Raw genomic sequence first — 18,208 nt, 5'->3', positions numbered from 1 at the left:
CGGGTGCGATGAAGACCTTCGGCGACCGCCTGCGGCACGCGATGCGGCAACTGGGGCCGGTGTGCGTCGGCATCGACCCGCACCCGGAACTGCTGCGGTCCTGGAACCTGACCGAAGACGTCGAGGGACTCGAGCGGTTCGCCGAGATCTGCGTGGAGGCGTTCGACGGCCTCGTCGCACTGGTCAAGCCGCAGGTCGCGTTCTTCGAAGCCCACGGCTCCGGGGGCATCGCGGTCCTGGAGCGCACCATCGAGGTGCTGCGGGCCTCGGGAACCTTGGTGCTCGCCGACGCCAAACGCGGCGATATCGGGTCCACCATGGACGCCTACGCGCGGACCTGGCTGGCCGACGGCCCGCTCGGGTCCGACGCGGTCACGGTCTCGCCGTATCTGGGCTTCGGTTCGCTGGCACCGGCGCTGACGCTCGCCGAGGCAGGCCACCGCGGCGTCTTCGTGCTCGCGGCGACCTCGAACCCCGAGGGAGCGCAGGTGCAGCGGGCGGTCGCTGCGGACGGCCGCACGGTCGCGCAGACCATGGTCGACGAGGCGGCGGCGCGCAACGCGGGCGGGGAGTTCGGTTCGGTCGGCGTTGTGGTCGGCGCCACGCTCAGCGAGGCGCCCGATCTCTCCGCGCTCAACGGCCCGATCCTCATGCCAGGGGTCGGCGCCCAGGGCGGCGGCCCGGAAACCATCAGGGAGCTGGTCCCGGAGGCGATGCTCTCGGCCGTCGTGCCGAACGTCTCGCGGGAGGTGCTGGGGGACGGGCCCACCGTTCCGGCACTGCGTGCCAGAGTGCACGGTTTCCAGGACGCGTTCGCGTTCCTCCAGAAATGACCGCGAAAGGCCGGCGCATCCGCGCCGGCCTTCGTCGTTTCCGTCCCTCGAGCGTGCAGGTGTTCGCACACACGTGCCCCTTAGCGGGGCCTGTGCGCGCTGCTGCGCTGATTTCGGGGCCGATCGGTGCACGGATGGGCACAAGGCTCCTGGACCGACGTACAGGGGCCGGTATCCGGCACCGGATGCCGGTCATGGCGGCCGAAACGGCTCGGATGTGACGCCCGACACGCGCAAAAAACTCGCGACACGCGGAGAATTTCCAGAAAGTTCCTGGTAGGGCGCGTGAGGGGTTGCTGGAGAGATGCGCTGCCGTCTCGCAACCCTTCCGCAAACCATTCGGTTTGTCGAAAACGCCCTGCTGGCGACACATTTCGCTGATTCGGTATCGCGATGCGCTCGATGGCGCGGGCGGCACCGGCGCCGGGCCGCCGTGGTGCGGTCCGTATCCGGAATCATGCGCTGACCTGGGGGGTGGGTTCGCAATCGGCGGACGTCGTGGGTACGGTCGCTGAGACTGCCGGGTTACCGGCAGGAGTTGAATGCAATGAACGATGAGACGGAGGAACCGTGGCCCTTCCCCAGCTGACTGACGAGCAGCGCGCCGCTGCTTTGGAGAAGGCGGCTGCCGCTCGCCGCGCTCGGGCGGAGCTCAAGGAGCGCTTGAAGCGTGGCGGCACCAACCTGAAGCAGGTGCTCACCGACGCCGAGACCGACGAGATCCTCGGCAAGATGAAGGTGTCGGCGCTGCTGGAGGCCCTGCCGAAGGTGGGCAAGGTCAAGGCGGCGGAGATCATGAGCGAGCTGGAGATCGCCCCCACCCGGCGGCTGCGCGGACTCGGCGACCGGCAGCGTAAGGCGCTGCTGGCCCGGTTCGACTTCGACGCCTGACAACGAGGGTGATCGAACACACGCGGAAGGGTCGACTGGTCGTACTGGTCGGCCCCTCGGCCGTGGGCAAGTCCACCGTGGTCCGCTGTGTCCGCGAACGACTGCCCTACCTGGTCTTCAGCGTGTCGGCAACGACCCGGGCCCCGCGGCCCGGGGAGGTCGACGGCCTCGACTACCACTTCGTCTCCCGTGCGGAGTTCGACGCGATGATCGAGGCGGATGAACTGCTCGAGTGGGCGGACATCCACGGCGGGTTGCAGCGTTCGGGCACCCCCGCCGGGCCGGTGCGCGCCGCGCTGGCGGAGGGCCTTCCGGTACTGGTCGAAGTGGATCTCGAGGGCGCGCGATCGGTGCGCCGGGCGATCCCCGAGGCGATTCTGGTTTTCCTTGCCCCGCCGAGCTGGGACGAGTTGGTGGCGCGACTGACCTCGCGCGGCACCGAGTCGCCCGAGGTGATCGAGCGTCGCTTGGAGACGGCCAGGATCGAGCTGGCGGCCTGTGACGAGTTCGACATAGTTATCGTCAACGACGAGGTGACCAGCGCCTGTGAGCAGTTGGTATCGTTGTTCGTTAGCACAAATTCGAGTTCGTGACCCCCACCTGCGCATGAGCGATCAGGCCCGGAGGAGGTAGCCTGCGTATTCACGTAGGGCCTTCGCGCATGCGCAATCCACTCCGGCATGAGTGACCAGGCCCGGAGGCGGCACGCCGCCGCACTCGCAGGGCCCCTCGTTCATCCGACCGACCACAGCAGGAGTCTTCCTAGTGACGGACACCAAGACCGCGCCCGCTTACGACACGCCGGTCGGCCTCACCAACCCGCCGATCGACGAGTTGCTGGAGCGCACGTCGTCCAAGTACGCCCTGGTCATCTACGCGGCCAAGCGGGCCAGGCAGATCAACGACTACTACAACCAGCTCGGTGACGGCATCCTCGAGTACGTCGGCCCGCTGGTCGAGCCGGGTCTGCAGGAGAAGCCGCTGTCGGTCGCCCTGCGCGAGATCCACTCCGACCTGCTCGAGCACTCCGAAGGCGAGTGAGGCGAACCCCGGTTCGCCGTGACCACTACTAGGCCGGAGGCGTAGTGACCACAAGGATCGTCGTCGGTGTAGCCGGAGGCATCGCCGCCTACAAGGCGTGCTCTCTGGTCCGGCGATTCACCGAGACCGGACATGACGTCCGGGTGATCCCCACCACCTCGGCGCTGGAGTTCGTCGGCAAGGCGACCTTCGAGGCACTGTCCGGGAACCCGGTGCACACCGGCGTGTTCTCCGACGTTCCCGAGGTGCCGCATGTTCGGCTGGGCCAGGAGGCGGACCTCGTGGTCATCGCCCCGGCGACCGCCGACCTCATGGCCCGCGCCGCGTCCGGCCGCGCCGACGACCTGCTCACCGCCACGCTGCTGACGGCCCGATGTCCGATCTTGTTCGCGCCCGCGATGCACACCGAGATGTGGGAGCATCCGGCGACCGTCGCCAACGTCGCGACCTTGCGCGCCCGCGGTGCGATCGTCATGGAGCCCGCGGCGGGCCGGCTCACGGGCGCCGACACCGGCCCTGGACGGCTGCCCGAGCCCGAGGAGATCTTCGGCCTCGCGTCGCTGCTCATGGAGCGTGCCGACGCGATCCCGCGGGATCTGGCGGGCCGCCGGGTCGTCATCACGGCGGGAGGCACCAGGGAGCCGCTGGATCCGGTGCGTTTCCTGGGCAACCGTAGCTCCGGCAAGCAGGGCTACGCGCTCGCGCGGGTCGCGGCCCAGCGCGGCGCCCACGTGACGTTGATCGCGGGCAACACGATCGAGATGGCGGCGCCCGCCGCCGTCGACCTGGTGCACATCACCACCGCCGAACAGCTGAAGACCGCCGTCGACAAGCACGCCGTCGGCGCCGACGCGGTGATCATGGCCGCGGCGGTCGCCGATTTCCGGCCGACCAACGTCGCCGCCGCCAAGATCAAGAAGGGTGCAGGCGAGCCCGACGTCATTCCGCTGACCAAGACCGATGACATCCTCGCCGGCTTGGTGCAGGCGCGCCGCGACGGACAGTTGCCCGGCACCGCGATCGTCGGTTTCGCCGCCGAGACCGGTGACGAGCACGGCGATGTGCTCACCCACGCGCGGGCCAAGCTCGCACGCAAGGGGTGCGACCTGCTCGTGGTGAACGCGGTCGGCGAGGGCAAGGCGTTCGAGGTGGACACCAACGACGGCTGGCTGCTGGGCGCGGACGGCACCGAACAGGCGCTCGATCACGGCTCCAAGGCGTTGCTGGCCAGCCGTGTGCTCGACGCGCTGAGCGTGTTGCTGCGCTGAGCCGGGCCGCGTCCCTGCCAGGATTGCGATCCGGTCCGTCGTTCGCGACGCCGTCATCAATTCGGCACCGGCACGACACCGGGAGTTCAGCTGTCCGGGATGGCCGCGGCGTTGAGGTCCGCCCTGTCGGTGATTTGGAATAGGCTGAGATATAAGGGTTGCGCAGTCGCGACATCGCGTTACTGTCGCAAGCCGATACGAGTAACCCGTTGAGGGAGAGGGAAGAACTGTGCGCACGTCCGGGAGCCGGCTTTTCACCAGTGAGTCCGTGACCGAAGGTCATCCGGACAAAATCTGTGATGCCATCAGCGATTCCATTCTCGACGCGTTGCTCGCGGAGGATCCGCGCAGCCGGGTCGCGGTGGAAACCCTCGTGACGACCGGCCAGGTCCACGTCGCGGGTGAGGTCACCACGTCGGCGTACGCCGATATTCCCCGAATTGTCCGGGAAAAGGTCCTGGAAATCGGATATGACTCGTCGGCAAAGGGATTCGACGGAAATTCCTGCGGTGTGAATATCGCGATCGGCGCGCAGTCGCCGGATATCGCGCAGGGTGTGGACACCTCGCACGAGGCGCGCATCGGCGGCTCCGACGACGAGATCGAGCGGCAGGGTGCGGGCGATCAGGGCCTGATGTTCGGTTACGCCACCAAGGACACCCCCGAGCTGATGCCGCTGCCGATCGCGCTCGCGCACCGGTTGTCGCGCCGCTTGACCGAGGTGCGCAAGACCGGCGTGCTGCCCTACCTGCGTCCGGACGGGAAGACCCAGGTCACCATCGAGTACGACGGTGATCGCCCGGTCCGCTTGGACACGGTGGTCGTCTCCACCCAGCACGCCGCCGATATCGACCTGGACAACCTGCTCGCGCCCGACATCCGCGAGAAGGTCCTCGACGCGGTGCTCGCCGACCTCGAGCTGCCCAGCCTGGACATCTCGGATATTCGCCTGCTGGTCAACCCCACCGGCAAGTTCGTGCTGGGCGGCCCGATGGGCGACGCGGGCCTGACCGGCCGCAAGATCATCGTCGACACCTACGGCGGCATGGCCCGCCACGGCGGCGGCGCCTTCTCGGGCAAAGACCCGTCGAAGGTGGACCGCTCCGCCGCCTACGCCATGCGCTGGGTCGCGAAGAACGTCGTCGCGGCCGATCTGGCCGACCGCGTCGAGGTCCAGGTGGCCTACGCGATCGGCAAGGCGGCTCCGGTCGGTTTGTTCGTCGAGACCTTCGGCACCGAGAAGATCGACCCGGCGCGCATCAGCACCGCGATCACCGAGGTCTTCGACCTGCGTCCCGGCGCCATCATCCGCGACCTGGACCTGCTGCGTCCGATCTACGGGCCGACCGCCGCGTACGGCCACTTCGGCCGCACCGACGTGGACCTGCCGTGGGAGCACACCGACCGCGCCGACAAGTTGCGCGCCGCCGTCGGACTCTGACCTCGATCAGGTCCGAGTGAACGAACCCGCGGCGGACACCCCCGCCACCGAGGCGGACCGTCCGGCCGCGGGTCCCGCGGGCGTGGAGTTGCCGATCGCCCGGGTGCTTCCGCTGCTCTCGCCCGCGCATCTCGACCGCGACTTCGACTACTTGGTGCCTCCCGAGCTGGACGAACTCGCCCAGCCGGGGGTCCGGGTGCGGGTCCGTTTCGCCGGTCGGCTGGTCGACGGCTATCTCCTGGCTCGATCGCGGCACAGTGACCACGGCGGAAAGCTGGTCAAGCTGGAACGCGTCGTCTCCGGCGAACGCGTGTTGACTCCCGAAATCCTGGAGCTGGCCGGCAAGGTCGCGGCCCGATATGCGGGGACGCGTGCCGATGTCCTGCGTCTGGCGATACCACCGCGTCACGCCCGCACCGAGACCGGTGGCGGGAAGAAGTCCGCTGCGGCCCGAGCCGATTCCGCGAACGAGAACCCCGCCACCGCAATTGGTCCCGTGCGGTCGGACGTGGCGAGTTCCGTGTCTGCCGGAGAGTTGCCCGTTGCATCGCCGGAATCCTCTGACCTGCAAGCCGATTCGGCCGGTGTGAGCAGCGCGGCTCCGAAAAGTGGTGCTGCGGCGGAACCGGATTCGAAGCGCGATAGCCCTGGCGCCGGCCGATATGTGCCCGCGCCGGAGAGCGACGAGAAGCTCGATGCCGAGCCGTCCGCACGTGCGCATCCGAAGCTCGGGCCAACCGGCGCGGGGGACTCGGGCGGTGCGGGGGAGACGAGCGGCGACGCCGAAGACCGAACCGCCTTCGTCGATTCGGAGTTTCCGGCCATAGATCTCGCGCCTTGGGAACGGTACGTCCACGGGGCGGCGTTCGTCGCCGCCCTCGGCCAGCGGAAAGGGGCACGCGCGGCCTGGCAGGCACTGCCCGGTGAGGACTGGCCACGACGGCTGGCGGAGCTCGCCGCCGTGGTGGCGCGGCAGGGGCGCAGCGCGATCCTCATGGTCCCCGACCAACGCGACCTCGACCGGGTCCTGGCGGAATGCGTTGGGCTGGTGGGGGACTCGGCAGTCGGGTTGTCCGCCGGTCTCGGTCCAGCGGCTCGGTACCGGCGGTGGCTCGCGGTGCTGCGCGGTTCGGCGCGAGTGGTGGTGGGCACGCGCAGCGCCGTGTTCGCACCGGCGTTGGACCTCGGGCTGATCGCGTTGTGGGACGACGGTGACGACACCTACGCCGAACCGCGTGCGCCGTATCCGCACGCGCGTGAGGTGGCGATGTTGCGGGCGCATGAAACCGGTGCGGCCTTCGTCGCGGCGGGTTTCGCGCGCACCGCGGAGATCCAAGCGGTGGTCGATTCGGGTTGGGCGCACGATCTGGTCGCCGATCGTGCCGTGCTGCGCAAGGCCGCGCCGCGCATCAGCGCCCCCGGCGACAGCGATATCGCGCTGGAACGCGATCCGGTCGCCCGTGCTGTCCGAATTCCCGGCGTCGCCTTCGCGGCTGCCCGCGCCGCGCTGAAGGAAGGCGCGCCGGTGCTGGTACAGGTGCCGCGTCGTGGGTACATTCCCGCCCTGGCCTGCGGGAAATGCCGTACTCCTGCTCGATGCCGACACTGCAGCGGACCGCTCGCGCTGCCGGAAGCTCGGGGACCGCGCGGATCGGCCGCCGACCCCGGCGCGGCCGCGCAGAGTCCCGCTTGCCGTTGGTGCGGGATCACCGAGACCGCGTTTCGTTGTACCACCTGCGGGTCGCGCGCACTGCGCGCCGTGGTGATCGGGGCGGCGCGCACGGCGGAGGAGCTCGGCCGTGCGTTTCCCGGCGTACCGATCCGTGCTTCCGGCGGCGGCACCGTGCTCGACACTGTGGAGCCGGGCCCGCAAGTGGTCGTCGCTACGGTCGGCGCCGAGTCGGTGGTTCCCGGCGGCTACGGCGTCGCGTTGTTGCTCGACGGCTGGGCGCTGCTCGGCCGAGCCGACCTGCGTGCCGCCGAGGACGCGCTGCGCCGCTGGATGGCCGCCGCGGCGCTGGTCCGCGCGCACGGCCAGGTCATCGTCGTGGCCGAGCCGTCCATCCCCACCGTGCAGGCGTTGGTCCGATGGGATCCGGTGGGCGCCGCGCGCGCGGAGGTCGCGGCGCGGGCCGAGGTCGGCTTCCCGCCTGCCGTCCGTCTCGCCGCGATCGACGGCACCGCCGACACGATCGCCGAACTGCTCTCGGCGGCGGACCTGCCGGATACGGTCGACCGCCTTGGACCAGTGCCGCTGCCGGACGGCGCCCGCAAACCGTTCTCCTCCGGCGATGCACCCGCCGAAGTCGAACGCCTGCTGCTGCGGGTCGAGCGGCGCTCCGGAGCGGCGCTCGCGCGTGCCCTGCGCGCGGCTCAGGCGGTTCGCAGCACGCACCGCTCGGACGCCCCCCTGCGCGTGCAAATCGACCCGGTCGACATCGGCTGACGGCTACCGGAGTGCGTCCACCGCTGCCTCGTCGGCATGGGGCCGCGATAGTGCCGCCGGGCACCCGGGCTGTGTCGCGAGGAGGTCGGCGTACTCGGACCGAGGGAAGGAGGGGGACCGCTCGGTGCACCTGATGTCGTCCGCTCGTCACTCGGCATATCGCGGCGAACCGGCCGCAACGGACCCGCGATCGGATCGCGTCGCTTCATGGCCGACTGGGCAAGCCCGTCGCGCGCAGGGGCTGTCTATGCCGCCCGTTGCCGGAGGCTTCGCTACCCGGGTGGACTGCCCTCGTTCTTGCCCAACCCGGGTGAGCGTGATCGCCTCGGCGTTTCCGGCCAGTGAAACGCCGAAGCCTGCGATCATCTCGCGACAGCGCAGCGCTCGGCCGAGCTTCAGGCGAAGGCCGCTCGATTGCGAGCCGCCCAGTCGGCGTATTTCGTGGCCGGGCGCCCGAGCACACGCGGCACGTCGGGGCTGATCCGCTGCTCGGCGGGTGTCGGCTCGCCGAGGATGGTCAGCGTGTGGTCGGCCACCGGCTCGGGCATGAAGTCGAGCATCGCCGAACGGGCCTGTGCCCGAGTCAATTCCACGAATCGTAGCGGCTCGCCGACTGCCGCGCCGAGTGCTTCGGCCTGGGCGCGCGGGGTAGCGAGCTCGGGCCCGGTCAGGGTGTAGACCTGTCCGTCGTGCCGGTCGTCGCGCAATGCCGTCGCTGCGACCGCGGCGATGTCGGCCGGATCGATCGAGGGAAGACCGACGTCGCCGAACGGCGCTGCGACCAGGCGCTGCGTGCGCACCGCGTCCGCCCACGCGTAGGTGTTGGAGAAGAATCCGGTGGGTCGAAGGAAGGTCCAGGCCAACCCGGAGTCCCTGATCGCCTGTTCGTAGGCGATGAGCCGGGCGTATCCCGCCGCGTCCGGTCGAGTGGCAACGCCCTGCGAGGACACGAAGACCACCCGCCGCACGCCTCCCGAGGCGGCGATTTTCAGCACCTGCTCTGGTTCCGGACCCGCCACCAACTGCTCGCCGGTGATCAGAAGAAACAGGGTGTCGGCTCCCGCGAAGGCGGGGGAGAGGCTTTCCGGCTCGCCCAGATCGGCCCGAACCGAGCGGACTCCGTCGGGCAGCGAAAGATCCGCATGCCGCGCGACGGCTGTCACCTCCTCGCCGGCGTCCGCCAGCGCCCGCACGAGGGGCGCGCCGATATTCCCGGTTGCTCCGGTGACCACGATCATTGTGACTCCTTAGTTAGTTAGCTGACTAAAAAAACGTTAGCCGGTCATCGCCGCGCTGTCTACAGTTAGTTGTGTGACTGACTCACAGGCGAAGGCCGGATCGGGCAAGCGGGAGCGGCTGGTCGAAGCCGCGGTGCGGGTGTTCTATCAGCAGGGCGTGGAGAAGACGACGATCGCCGACATCGCGCGTGCCGCGGACGTTCCGGTCGGCAACGTCTACTACTACTTCAAGACGAAAGACCAGCTCATCGAGGCGGCGATCGGCTCGCACGCGCGCATTCTCGATGCCGTGATCGCCGCGAGCGACCGGCACGAGACGCCTTCGGGGCGGCTGAAGGCCCTGATCGCGGGATGGGTCGCCGATCGTGAGCAGACCGTGCGTTACGGCTGCCCGTTCGGCACTTTGTCCTCGGAATTGGACAAGCGCGGCGACGGGCTCGATACCGCGGCCGCCGAGGTGATGCGCGTGCTGGTGGATTGGGCTGAACGGCAGTTCGCCGCGATGGGACGCGCGGACGCGAAGGAGCTCGCGATCGCCTATGTCGCGGCGTATCAAGGAATTTCCCTGCTCACCAACACTTTTCGGGATCCCGGACTGATGGTCGCCGAAGGGGCGCGGCTGTCGCGCTGGATCGATTCGCTGGTGAGCTGACCTCCAGCTGGGCGCGGATGCCGAAACCGATCCTTGCATTCGATGCATTGCCGATATATCGTCGATAGCATGATTCGAACACGAGAGCCTTGGGAGGCTGACATGGAACACCGAGAACATCGAGAATTCGGCCGGCGTGGCCGCGGGCCGGTGCCCGGTCACGAGGGCTTCGAGCACGGGCGGCGCTTTCGCCGCGGCGGACGTCACGGCTTCGGCCCGGAGTTCGGGCCTGGCTTCGGTCCCGGCTTCGGGCCAGGCTTCGGCCCGCATTTCGGACGCGGACGCGGCGGCCGGGGTAGGCGTGGTGACGTACGCGCCGCCGTGTTGTTGCTGCTCGCCGAGCAGCCCATGCACGGTTACGAACTGATCCAGCAGATCCGTGGGCGCAGCAACGACATCTGGCGGCCGAGCCCCGGATCGATCTACCCCGCGCTGGCGCAACTGGAGGACGAGGGCCTGGTCCTCATCGAGAAGGTCGCCGGGCGCAAGACCGCGAAGCTCACCGAGTCCGGCACCGAGTACGTCGCCGCGCACCGGGACGAGCTGGGCGATCCGTGGGCGGACGTGCAACAGGACGTCGGCGCACAGACGATGGACCTGCGCGCACTCGTCGGACAGCTGATGGGGGCGGTGGCCCAGGTCGCGGCGGCAGGCACCCCGCAGCAGGCGGCGCGGGCGGCGGACCTGCTCACCGAGACCCGCAAGTCCCTTTACCGCATCCTCGCCGAGGACGAGACCCCCGAGAAGTAGGGGACGCGAAACACCCCTATACCGCGCGCATTTCGAGCCGATCAGAGGGATCATTGTGAGATGCGACAGTCGATCCGAGCGGGAACTTGGGGCGTTTCACACTTGCGTGATGCCGTGCTGGCCTTCGTGTTGGCCGGTGTGGCCGCGCTCGGCCCGGGCGTGGCGTCGGCCGAGCCGCTCGGCTTCCGCCCGCCCGACGTGCCGACGTACGCCGCTCCACCGCAATCGGACCACCTGGCCGCCGCGTGGTATCAGAAGAGTCATCCGAACGCGGTCCCCAGCGGTACCAACGATTTCGGCTGCGTGCCCAGCGCCCGGCATCCCCGTCCGGTGGTACTCGCGCACGGGACCGACTCCACAGCCTATTCCGACTGGTCGGGGATCGCGCCGCAGTTGACCGCGGCCGGATTCTGCGTGTTCGCGCTGAACTACGGCGGCAAGCCCGGCGCGCACAGCTACGGCACCGAGGATCTGGTGCTCAGTGCCTACCAGGTCGGTGCGTTCGTCGATCGAGTGCTCGCGGCGACCCACGCGGACAAGATCGATCTGGTCGGGTTCTCGCAGGGCGCGAACGTGACTCGTTACTACGTCAACAAACTGGGCGGTGCGCCGAAGGTCGAGCAATGGGTCGGCCTCGCATCGCCCAGCTACGGCGGTGTGATGTACGGGCTGGTGCCGGTCGCCGAGGCGATCCCGGGCGCTCTGCAGGCGTTCGCTCAGGTGACTTCGCTCGCCGCCGTCCAGCAGGTCGAGGGGTCGCCGCTCATGCTCGATCTCAACGCGGGTGGCGACACGGTGCCCGGGGTGCGGTACGTGACCGTCGGCAGCCACGTCGACGAGATGATCCAGCCGTTCGAGAACATCGCGCTGCGCGGGCCCGGCGCGCGGAACATCGCCCTGCAAGACCTGTGTCCCGCCGACCTCACGGGGCACTTCCACATGGTGTACGACCCGTTCGTGCAGGAGTTGCTGCTCACCCTGCTGGATCCGGGCAGCCCGGCGCCGGTGTGCAGGCCGGTCCCACTCGGCACCGGTATCCCGGAGGTCATCATCGCGGGTCATTCCTGACCGCAACCGCCCGCGGCGCCTGGTTCGCGGCTGTGGGGCGCCAGAGCGCAATGATCGGACTCGGATCCGGTACCTCGATACAGGCACGCCGAGGCAGCGGACCGCCTACCGGAGGCGTGCGCCGTGCCCACCGCCGAGTGGCCGGGCCGTGTCGCCGAGTCCGCCCTGTGTTCGCCCGTGTGCATTCGGCACGCGTACCGGCCGACGCCGAAGCGGCTGAATCCGGTCCGCTGACCGCGACGCGGCCGGTGTGAATACCAGACGCTGCGCTACACGGGCGGCGGTGCTGCTCGCACTGCTCCCGGGTATCGGCGTATTCGGAGACGATCATGTGCCACGGCTGATCCGAGGGCCGCCCAGCGGCTTGAATTAAGTGCGGACAAAAGCGCCGGACCGCTTGCCGCGACCTGGCTCGACCGACGCCGTGCCGACGCACGTCTGCCGCGTGCGAGGTCGACGCGAAGCTCATCGACTCGGCCCGCCGTGCGTAACACCTTCGCGCTGTGCTCGCGGCCGGGTGTGACGACCTGGTGACGTGCAGTGAAACCCTGCGTTCTATCGGCTTTCGTCCACCACTTCTGGCATCCAGGGCGCAGCTCGGCGCGGTATCGGAGCTTGCGTGAACAAGTTTCAATCAATGATTGAATCAACGATGGAAACGTGCTTGACTTGGCGCATGCCGAAACCGGTCTCCGAAGCCGCGACCACCCGCGATCGTCTGCTGACGGCCGCCGAGCGACTGCTGCTGGAAGGCCGATACGACGAGGTGTCCGTGCGGGGTATCTGCGCGCAGGCAGGAGCGAACCCGGCGGCGGTGCACTACCACTTCGGGTCGAAGGACGCCCTTGTCGCCGCGTTGCTCGAGGAGCGTTTGGGTCCGGTGTGGGCGGACCGGTTGGCCGCTGTCACCGGTGGGCACGGGTCGATCGCCGAGGTGGTCGATGCGGTGATCGAGCCGTTCGTCGAGTTGGCCGCCGATCCGGTGGGCCGGTTGCACCTGAGGCTGCTGGCGCAATTCGTCCTCGGCAGGCAGGTGACCGAGTGGCGGCAGCCGTGGTTCCGGATCGATGCGTGGGTGAGCCTGTTGCCGGGCCTGAGCGAGCGCGAGAGCAGGCGCCGGTGGATGTTGGCGTTCGACCTCCTCATCATGCGATTCGGCAGTGCGGAGCACCGAGAGATGTCGCAGGAGGCGGTGGCCACCCTCCGGGAATTCGTGGTGGCCGGATTGACCGCTCCGACAGGAGAGAAACAATGAACGACGTATTCGCACCCGCCCAGCTCGGGCCGATCACCCTGCGCAATCGGGTGATCAAGGCCGCGACCTTCGAGGGCCGCACGCCGGACGCGCTGGTGACCGACGACTTGATCGAGTTCCATCGCGAGGTCGCAGCCGGTGGCGTCGGGATGACGACCGTGGCCTATTGCGCGGTCGCTCCCGGCGGACGGACCGACCGGCATCAGATTTGGCTACGCCCAGAAGCGGTGCCGGGGCTGCGGAGGCTCACCGAAGCCGTGCACGGTGCGGGTGCCGCGGTGAGCGCGCAGATCGGCCATGCCGGACCGGTGGCGAACGCGGCCTCCAACCGAGTTCCGGCGCTGGCGCCGAGCCGGATGTTCAGCCCGCTGTCGATGCGGATGATGCGAAGCCCGGACGAGAACGGGATCCGCGAGCTCGTGGCCGCTCATGCCGGCGCGGCGAAGCTGGCCGAGGAGGCGGGTTTCGATGCGGTGGAGATCCATTTCGGGCACAACTATCTGGTCAGCTCGTTCCTGAGCCCCAAACTGAACCGCCGCGCGGACCGGTACGGCGGCAGCTTGGCGAACCGGGCGCGGCTGGCGCGTGAGATCGCCGCCGCGGTAAGGGAAGCCGTGGGCGGCAGGCTCGCGGTGACCGCGAAGCTGAACATGGAAGACGGAGTGCGGGGCGGGCTCACCGTGCCCGAGTCGATCCAGGTCGCCGCGTGGCTGGAAGCCGACGGCAGCCTGGACGCGTTGGAACTGACGGCGGGCAGCTCGCTGCTCAACCCGATGCTGCTGTTCCACGGTGACGCCCCGCGGAAATCTTTCGGCGACGTTCTCCCGGTGCCCGCGCGATGGGGATTCCGTATGATCGGCAAGGCATTCCTGAAGGAGTATCCATACCGGGAGGCGTATCTGCTCGAGCGCGCACGGCACTTCCGCAGGGAATTGTCGATGCCGCTGATCCTGCTGGGTGGCATCACGAATCTCGACACCATGCGGCTCGCGCGGGCAGAAGGCTTCGAGTTCGTCGCCATGGGCCGTGCGCTGCTGCGGGAACCGAATCTGTTGCGACGCATCCAATCGGATGCGTCGACGCGGTCGGCGTGCGTGCACTGCAACGAGTGCATGCCCACGATCTACACCTGTACTCGCTGCGTATTCCGTCCCGGTCAGCCGCGCGAACCCGTCGAACTGACGCTGTCGGGCATCGGCGGCGTCGGCACGCAGCAATAGGCGGTCGCTGATCGACCGGCACCGTCTCGGCGAGGGGCAGTCGAACGCGGGCCGTTTGACCGGATGGCATCGCCGTGCCAGAAGGGGCCGAAGAAGCGTGTACGTGAGCGAAACGCGAATTGCACGTGGGCAGTGGGGAGGAACCCCACTTCCTTGCGGCGATCAGTCGTGGAACGCGTAGAGGATCGCGCCGTCGCGGGAGAGGACGGCGCGGATCGCCGCGTAATCGGCGGGCGTCAAGGAGGCACGGCGCTGTTTCCAGAAGGACAAACTCGCCGCCAATCCGGGATCGGCTGTGCCGTGACGGCGGCAGTACTCGGCGAGCGCCACCCGCAAGCGCGGCGATGTCGCGGGGTGCGCGGCGAGGTCGATCAGGCTGGTCAGCGTCGCGCAGGCGGACACGTAGTCGCGGGCCGCGGCGGTCGGGCTCTTCGTATGCTGGTTCATCGTCCTCTGGTGTCGTGACCGTCGGGGCTCGGTACAGTGCGGTTGTTGCCGAAAGCGCTTGCGGCGGAGGAGATTCGCGTGGGCATCAGGTCGGGCCGCGCGCCTACGTTGGCACGCGCGGGGTCGCCCGTGCCAGCCGGGAACCGCTGGATCGAGCGTGCGATCGGATCTTTCTATCGGCGATCCGCGTTGAGCGCGATCTCGAGGTCGACTTCGATGATGCCCTCGCCGGACTCGTCCGCGACCACGGTCGGCGCGATCGCGCCGGTGGCGCGGTAGGTGCGGCGGGGGATCAGCCGTCGCAGCCCCAGCCGCACCCGTCTGGACCCGTGGCCGGGCCGTAGCACCAGTTCGAGGGCACTGCCGTCGGGTCACCGCCTTGGCGACCAGGACATCCGTATGAGGCGCGATGCCGAGAATCGGTCCGGTCCGCCACTCGGGCGGCACCGTTCCGCGAATGAGATCGCGCAGGCCTCGGGCCGGTTGAATCGGGTGAGCGTGTGGTGGGCGTTGGTCACTGTCGAGACTCCCGCGAGCGCCGGGCGCCGTTGCGCTCGTCGACTCGGTACCGGGTCGGGCATGGACCAGGGCGTCGGCGAGGTCGGATTCGCGCATCTCGGCGGCGGCGGTGGCGACAAAGATTTTCGTCATCCCGTCACCGTTGATCACGTTGTAGTTGCCGAGGTCGACGCGGGCGCGTGAGCTGCCGCGCAGGCGCGCATCCCGCCCGTCGAAGTCGATGAAACGATCGCGCAGCGTGGTCCAGGTGTCGCGCGCGAGGTCGGGCATCATCGCGTTGAGCCAGGCCACCACGCCCGCGTCGTAGCCGAGCACGGGCCTGCCGATGGCGATCCCGTTGCCGATTCCGGAGTACAACGACCGGGAGCAGCGGCTCACGATGACGCGGTATCGGCAAGGACCGGGCGCGAGCACCCCGCTGCGCTGACCCGTCCTGCCTGCGGGAGAGCGTGACGCGCGAACCGAACTTCGTCGCTCCGGATTCGAGGCCCGTCTCCCGGGTATGCGCCAGATGTCAGCTTGTTCCGATATTCCAGGAGGTTGTTGTGGCTGAACATGGAAGCGGTGCTCGCGAGGGCGTCGAGGGCGTCGTCGAAGACGCCAAGGGCAAGGTGAAGGAAGCGGCCGGTACCGTCACCGGTCATCAGGACCTGAAGGACGAAGGTCGCGCGCAGCAGGACAAGGCGGAATCGCAGCGCGAGGCGGCCGGGAAGGAAGCCGCGGCCGAGAAGGCGCGAGCCGAAGCCGACGTCGACGAGGCCCGTCAGTCCGCCCATCAGCACGGGCGGTAATCACGCGCGGGTTCGTCCCATCGGAGGTATCCGCCGCCGTCAGCAGAGCTGGCGGCGGCGGACCGGCGTCATGGGCCCGCTTCGCTCAGTCGCGGTGAACGATGACCGTCACGGACCGATCGGGATGCGGGGTGCCCGGGCCGCCCCGCACGGCGAACACGTCAGCGGGCTTCCTGGACCTCGGTAGCTTGGCCAAGGGAGTGAACTGGTCATCGAGTGCGGTGCGCATCGCGTCGACCAGAGCGCGGTCCAAACGAAGCGTGCGCAGCGAGGCGTAGACGTCCACCCAGGTCGGCAGCGCGAACGAAGCATCGATCCAACTGTGCTGGTCGGGCAGGTAGACGGTGAGAATCGGCGGATCGTTGTACCCGAGCCCGGGCCAGGAGTCCACCGACTGACCGGCCACTTGCATGACGAAAGTCAATGCCTCGGAACGTAATTGCAGCATGCCCCGTTTGACGGCATGGCGGGGGTCATCGCTCCATCCGCTGACATCGAACCGCCTGCAATCGATCACGGTGCGGCGGGAACCCCAGTGCTCGGAGAACCACCGGCGGATCTCGCGATTCCATTCGAGAGCGGCCAGTATGTCGACACCTCCCGCCTGTGCCTGCGTCAGATCGGGAACCTGTTCGGCGATTTCCGTCATATCCAACGCGGCCTCGGGCTTCGGGTAGCGCCGCGCCAGCCGTACCGGCGATTTGTGTCGTCGGCTGTGTCGGCCGAGCCCTGCGAAGGCGGCGTAGTGGATATCCCAGCCCTGCGGATGGTTGGTCGGCGGCGGTAGGTCGACGGGGAGGCCCGCGACCAGTTCGTCGGCGATCCGATTGGCCACTCCGGCGTCGCCGTAGTGGGTGCGCAGCAGCCGCAATGTGCACACCGCGGCGAGTACATCGATGATCAACGGCGGGTAGCTCGGTACGTCCAAGACGAGAGTGGACGGGGGAAACAACGGCTGGTTCGGTTCGGGACGATCCGGTAGCAGATTGCGCGACGACATCGCTCGGTCGACCGAGATTGTCTGCTGCACAGAGATGTCCGCCACGACACGTCCGCGAAGGAAATCGGAGCGGTCCAGCAGATATTGGGTCAACTCGACCTCGCGTCGACACCACAGGCTGGCGGTGTAGGTCTCGGACCGCACCCTGGCGATCGCCGGTGTGGCGGCGAACAGACGCCACACCATGCCCGTGTTGGACTCGCCGGTGGGGACTGTCATCGCGTCGATGGCGACGTCGGGGGCGCGCCACAGACCGAGTTTCATCAGTTCCGGCTTCGTGTCGCCGGACCGATGGCTGAGCGCCAGGGAAGGCCGTGGCCACCACGGGGCGATGGCGGCGAACGCGAAGGTCGCCACGTCGGCGAGCCGGACATCCCGCCACGGATGAGTGGCGGCGGCTTCTAGCCAGGCCAGAGTCCGCAGTCCCAGGGCATAGCGGCGCAGGACGCACAATCCCAGCGCGCTGACCGGGCGATCCCTGCTGATCAGATAGCCGATGGCGTCCATGATCGGCGGACAGACCAGCAACCTCGCGACGATGCCGACGGCTTCCCGCAGCCGCTCCGGCTCCAGTCCGCGCGACAACCAGAACCAGTGGTCTCGCCACTCGAGTGATTGTCCTTGTTGCGTGGGTACCTTGATCGGCAGCCCGTCGGGCCACGTCGCGCAGTAGAAGGTCTCGATCGCTTCGGCGAGATCCATTCGCAAGTGGTGTGTCTGCTCGAAAGCACCCATCGCTTGGCCGACCCGGCGGATCGTCACGTGATACAGCAGATCCGCATCCGTGGAGGGCGCGCGGAACATGCTCGAAAAGGTGTTTCCGACGATAGAGCTGAGCCACGCGCGGATGAACTGCGATTGCAGGCGGGCTTGTGACGCTTCCTCCGTACTCGTTCGCTGTAGCTCATCCGACAACGAAATCAGCTGGGCAAGACTGTATTCGCGATCGTATTCGAGTGGGCCCGCCTGCGCGAGGACGTCATCGAGCGCGGCCGAGCTGGTCGAACGGCTCACACTGGGTGGAAACAGGTCCCATTCCGTCGCCCCGAAAAGCGGCCAGTCGTCGAGCGCGCCGCGGTGGGACCAGGTCTGGTAGGCGAGCGGGAGCGGTACCCCCTCGATGGTGTGCCGCACCCCGTGGGCGACCCAGTAGTCGTGAGGCCACGGCTCGGTCCACAGAATCGTCGTGTCGTCGCCGAATTTCCGATCCAGCCACTGCCACCACGACTCCCACAATTCGGGATCGATTCGCCGGACCGCCGTCCGGAACCACGCGTAGGCTCCGGCCGCCACCGCCGATGCCTCGGATCGCGACATGTCCGCCTCGAATACGGTTGTCGTGCAGATC

At 68.5% G+C, this 18,208-nt stretch carries 18 protein-coding genes; 14 read left to right on the top strand and 4 right to left on the bottom strand.

The genetic code is table 11. The annotated features are described in order from the left end of the window. Nucleotides 1-8: 8 nt before the first annotated feature. The 7 genes from pyrF to ACWESM_RS00170 all read left to right on the top strand — a co-directional run bounded on the left by pyrF (nucleotide 9) and on the right by ACWESM_RS00170 (nucleotide 7,920). Nucleotides 9-833, top strand: coding sequence for an orotidine-5'-phosphate decarboxylase (gene pyrF / locus ACWESM_RS00200; protein WP_452490513.1), 825 nt, complete (start codon nucleotides 9-11; stop codon nucleotides 831-833). A gap of 570 nt (nucleotides 834-1,403) precedes the next feature. After that, the gene (gene mihF, locus ACWESM_RS00195; RefSeq protein ID WP_028476708.1) at nucleotides 1,404-1,724 is read left to right on the top strand and encodes an integration host factor, actinobacterial type; all 321 of its coding nucleotides are present in this window, start codon (nucleotides 1,404-1,406) and stop codon (nucleotides 1,722-1,724) included. 8 nt (nucleotides 1,725-1,732) lie between these two features. Continuing rightward, entirely contained in the window at nucleotides 1,733-2,317 is a 585-nt protein-coding gene (gene gmk / locus ACWESM_RS00190) for a guanylate kinase (RefSeq protein ID WP_355070634.1), read from the top strand. Between the two features lie 172 nt (nucleotides 2,318-2,489). Beyond that, complete coding sequence (gene rpoZ, locus ACWESM_RS00185; RefSeq protein WP_355070636.1) at nucleotides 2,490-2,765, top strand: DNA-directed RNA polymerase subunit omega; 276 nt, start codon at nucleotides 2,490-2,492, stop codon at nucleotides 2,763-2,765. Nucleotides 2,766-2,809: 44 nt separating this feature from the next. Next, on the top strand, nucleotides 2,810-4,033 hold the full coding sequence (coaBC, locus tag ACWESM_RS00180) for a bifunctional phosphopantothenoylcysteine decarboxylase/phosphopantothenate--cysteine ligase CoaBC (protein ID WP_355070638.1): 1,224 nt from the start codon (nucleotides 2,810-2,812) through the stop codon (nucleotides 4,031-4,033). Between the two features lie 229 nt (nucleotides 4,034-4,262). Continuing rightward, nucleotides 4,263-5,474 carry a methionine adenosyltransferase gene (gene metK / locus ACWESM_RS00175; RefSeq protein ID WP_355070640.1) on the top strand — a complete coding sequence of 404 codons (1,212 nt, stop codon included), beginning with the start codon at nucleotides 4,263-4,265 and terminating at the stop codon, nucleotides 5,472-5,474. 82 nt (nucleotides 5,475-5,556) lie between these two features. Continuing rightward, complete coding sequence (locus ACWESM_RS00170; protein ID WP_452490938.1) at nucleotides 5,557-7,920, top strand: primosomal protein N' family DNA-binding protein; 2,364 nt, start codon at nucleotides 5,557-5,559, stop codon at nucleotides 7,918-7,920. Between the two features lie 395 nt (nucleotides 7,921-8,315). Here ACWESM_RS00170 and ACWESM_RS00165 read toward each other — a convergent pair whose 3' ends face one another. Next, the gene (locus ACWESM_RS00165) at nucleotides 8,316-9,158 is read right to left on the bottom strand and encodes an NAD(P)H-binding protein (protein ID WP_364425809.1); all 843 of its coding nucleotides are present in this window, start codon (nucleotides 9,156-9,158) and stop codon (nucleotides 8,316-8,318) included. Nucleotides 9,159-9,231: 73 nt separating this feature from the next. Here ACWESM_RS00165 and ACWESM_RS00160 point away from each other — a divergent pair, with 73 nt between their 5' ends. The 5 genes from ACWESM_RS00160 (at nucleotide 9,232) to ACWESM_RS00140 (ending at nucleotide 14,103) form a co-directional block, all read left to right on the top strand. Then, entirely contained in the window at nucleotides 9,232-9,810 is a 579-nt protein-coding gene (locus ACWESM_RS00160; protein WP_355070644.1) for a TetR/AcrR family transcriptional regulator, read from the top strand. Between the two features lie 102 nt (nucleotides 9,811-9,912). Then, entirely contained in the window at nucleotides 9,913-10,560 is a 648-nt protein-coding gene (locus tag ACWESM_RS00155) for a PadR family transcriptional regulator (RefSeq protein ID WP_452490510.1), read from the top strand. Between the two features lie 60 nt (nucleotides 10,561-10,620). Beyond that, on the top strand, nucleotides 10,621-11,628 hold the full coding sequence (locus ACWESM_RS00150; RefSeq protein ID WP_452490508.1) for an esterase/lipase family protein: 1,008 nt from the start codon (nucleotides 10,621-10,623) through the stop codon (nucleotides 11,626-11,628). Between the two features lie 676 nt (nucleotides 11,629-12,304). Beyond that, nucleotides 12,305-12,883 carry a TetR/AcrR family transcriptional regulator gene (locus ACWESM_RS00145; protein WP_355070650.1) on the top strand — a complete coding sequence of 193 codons (579 nt, stop codon included), beginning with the start codon at nucleotides 12,305-12,307 and terminating at the stop codon, nucleotides 12,881-12,883. Beyond that, nucleotides 12,880-14,103: an NADH:flavin oxidoreductase gene (locus ACWESM_RS00140; RefSeq protein WP_452490506.1), complete on the top strand. Its 1,224-nt coding sequence runs from the start codon at nucleotides 12,880-12,882 to the stop codon at nucleotides 14,101-14,103. Before ACWESM_RS00145 ends, ACWESM_RS00140 begins: the two co-directional genes overlap by 4 nt. A 162-nt stretch (nucleotides 14,104-14,265) precedes the next feature. On the opposite strand, the gene ACWESM_RS00135 is transcribed toward ACWESM_RS00140, so the two are convergent. After that, on the bottom strand, nucleotides 14,266-14,550 hold the full coding sequence (locus ACWESM_RS00135; RefSeq protein ID WP_397275845.1) for a hypothetical protein: 285 nt from the start codon (nucleotides 14,548-14,550) through the stop codon (nucleotides 14,266-14,268). Nucleotides 14,551-14,723: 173 nt separating this feature from the next. Beyond that, on the bottom strand, nucleotides 14,724-14,867 hold the full coding sequence (locus ACWESM_RS00130) for a hypothetical protein (RefSeq protein ID WP_397275843.1): 144 nt from the start codon (nucleotides 14,865-14,867) through the stop codon (nucleotides 14,724-14,726). A 262-nt stretch (nucleotides 14,868-15,129) separates the two neighbouring features. Between ACWESM_RS00130 and ACWESM_RS00125 the strand changes: the two genes are divergently transcribed. Beyond that, nucleotides 15,130-15,252, top strand: a complete 123-nt coding sequence (locus ACWESM_RS00125) for a hypothetical protein (RefSeq protein WP_364425799.1) — start codon at nucleotides 15,130-15,132, stop codon at nucleotides 15,250-15,252. Between the two features lie 362 nt (nucleotides 15,253-15,614). Then, a complete protein-coding gene (mbp1, locus tag ACWESM_RS00120) occupies nucleotides 15,615-15,860 on the top strand; it encodes a microaggregate-binding protein 1 (RefSeq protein WP_355070654.1) in 246 nt (81 codons plus the stop codon). A gap of 85 nt (nucleotides 15,861-15,945) precedes the next feature. Here mbp1 and ACWESM_RS00115 read toward each other — a convergent pair whose 3' ends face one another. Further along, nucleotides 15,946-18,177: a hypothetical protein gene (locus ACWESM_RS00115; protein WP_452490503.1), complete on the bottom strand. Its 2,232-nt coding sequence runs from the start codon at nucleotides 18,175-18,177 to the stop codon at nucleotides 15,946-15,948. Between the last annotated feature and the right edge of the window lie 31 nt (nucleotides 18,178-18,208).

The sequence above is a fragment of the Nocardia sp. NPDC003999 genome, assembly GCF_053604885.1.
Note: the sequence above shows the minus strand (reverse complement) of the source record. Positions and strands in the feature narration are given on the sequence as shown.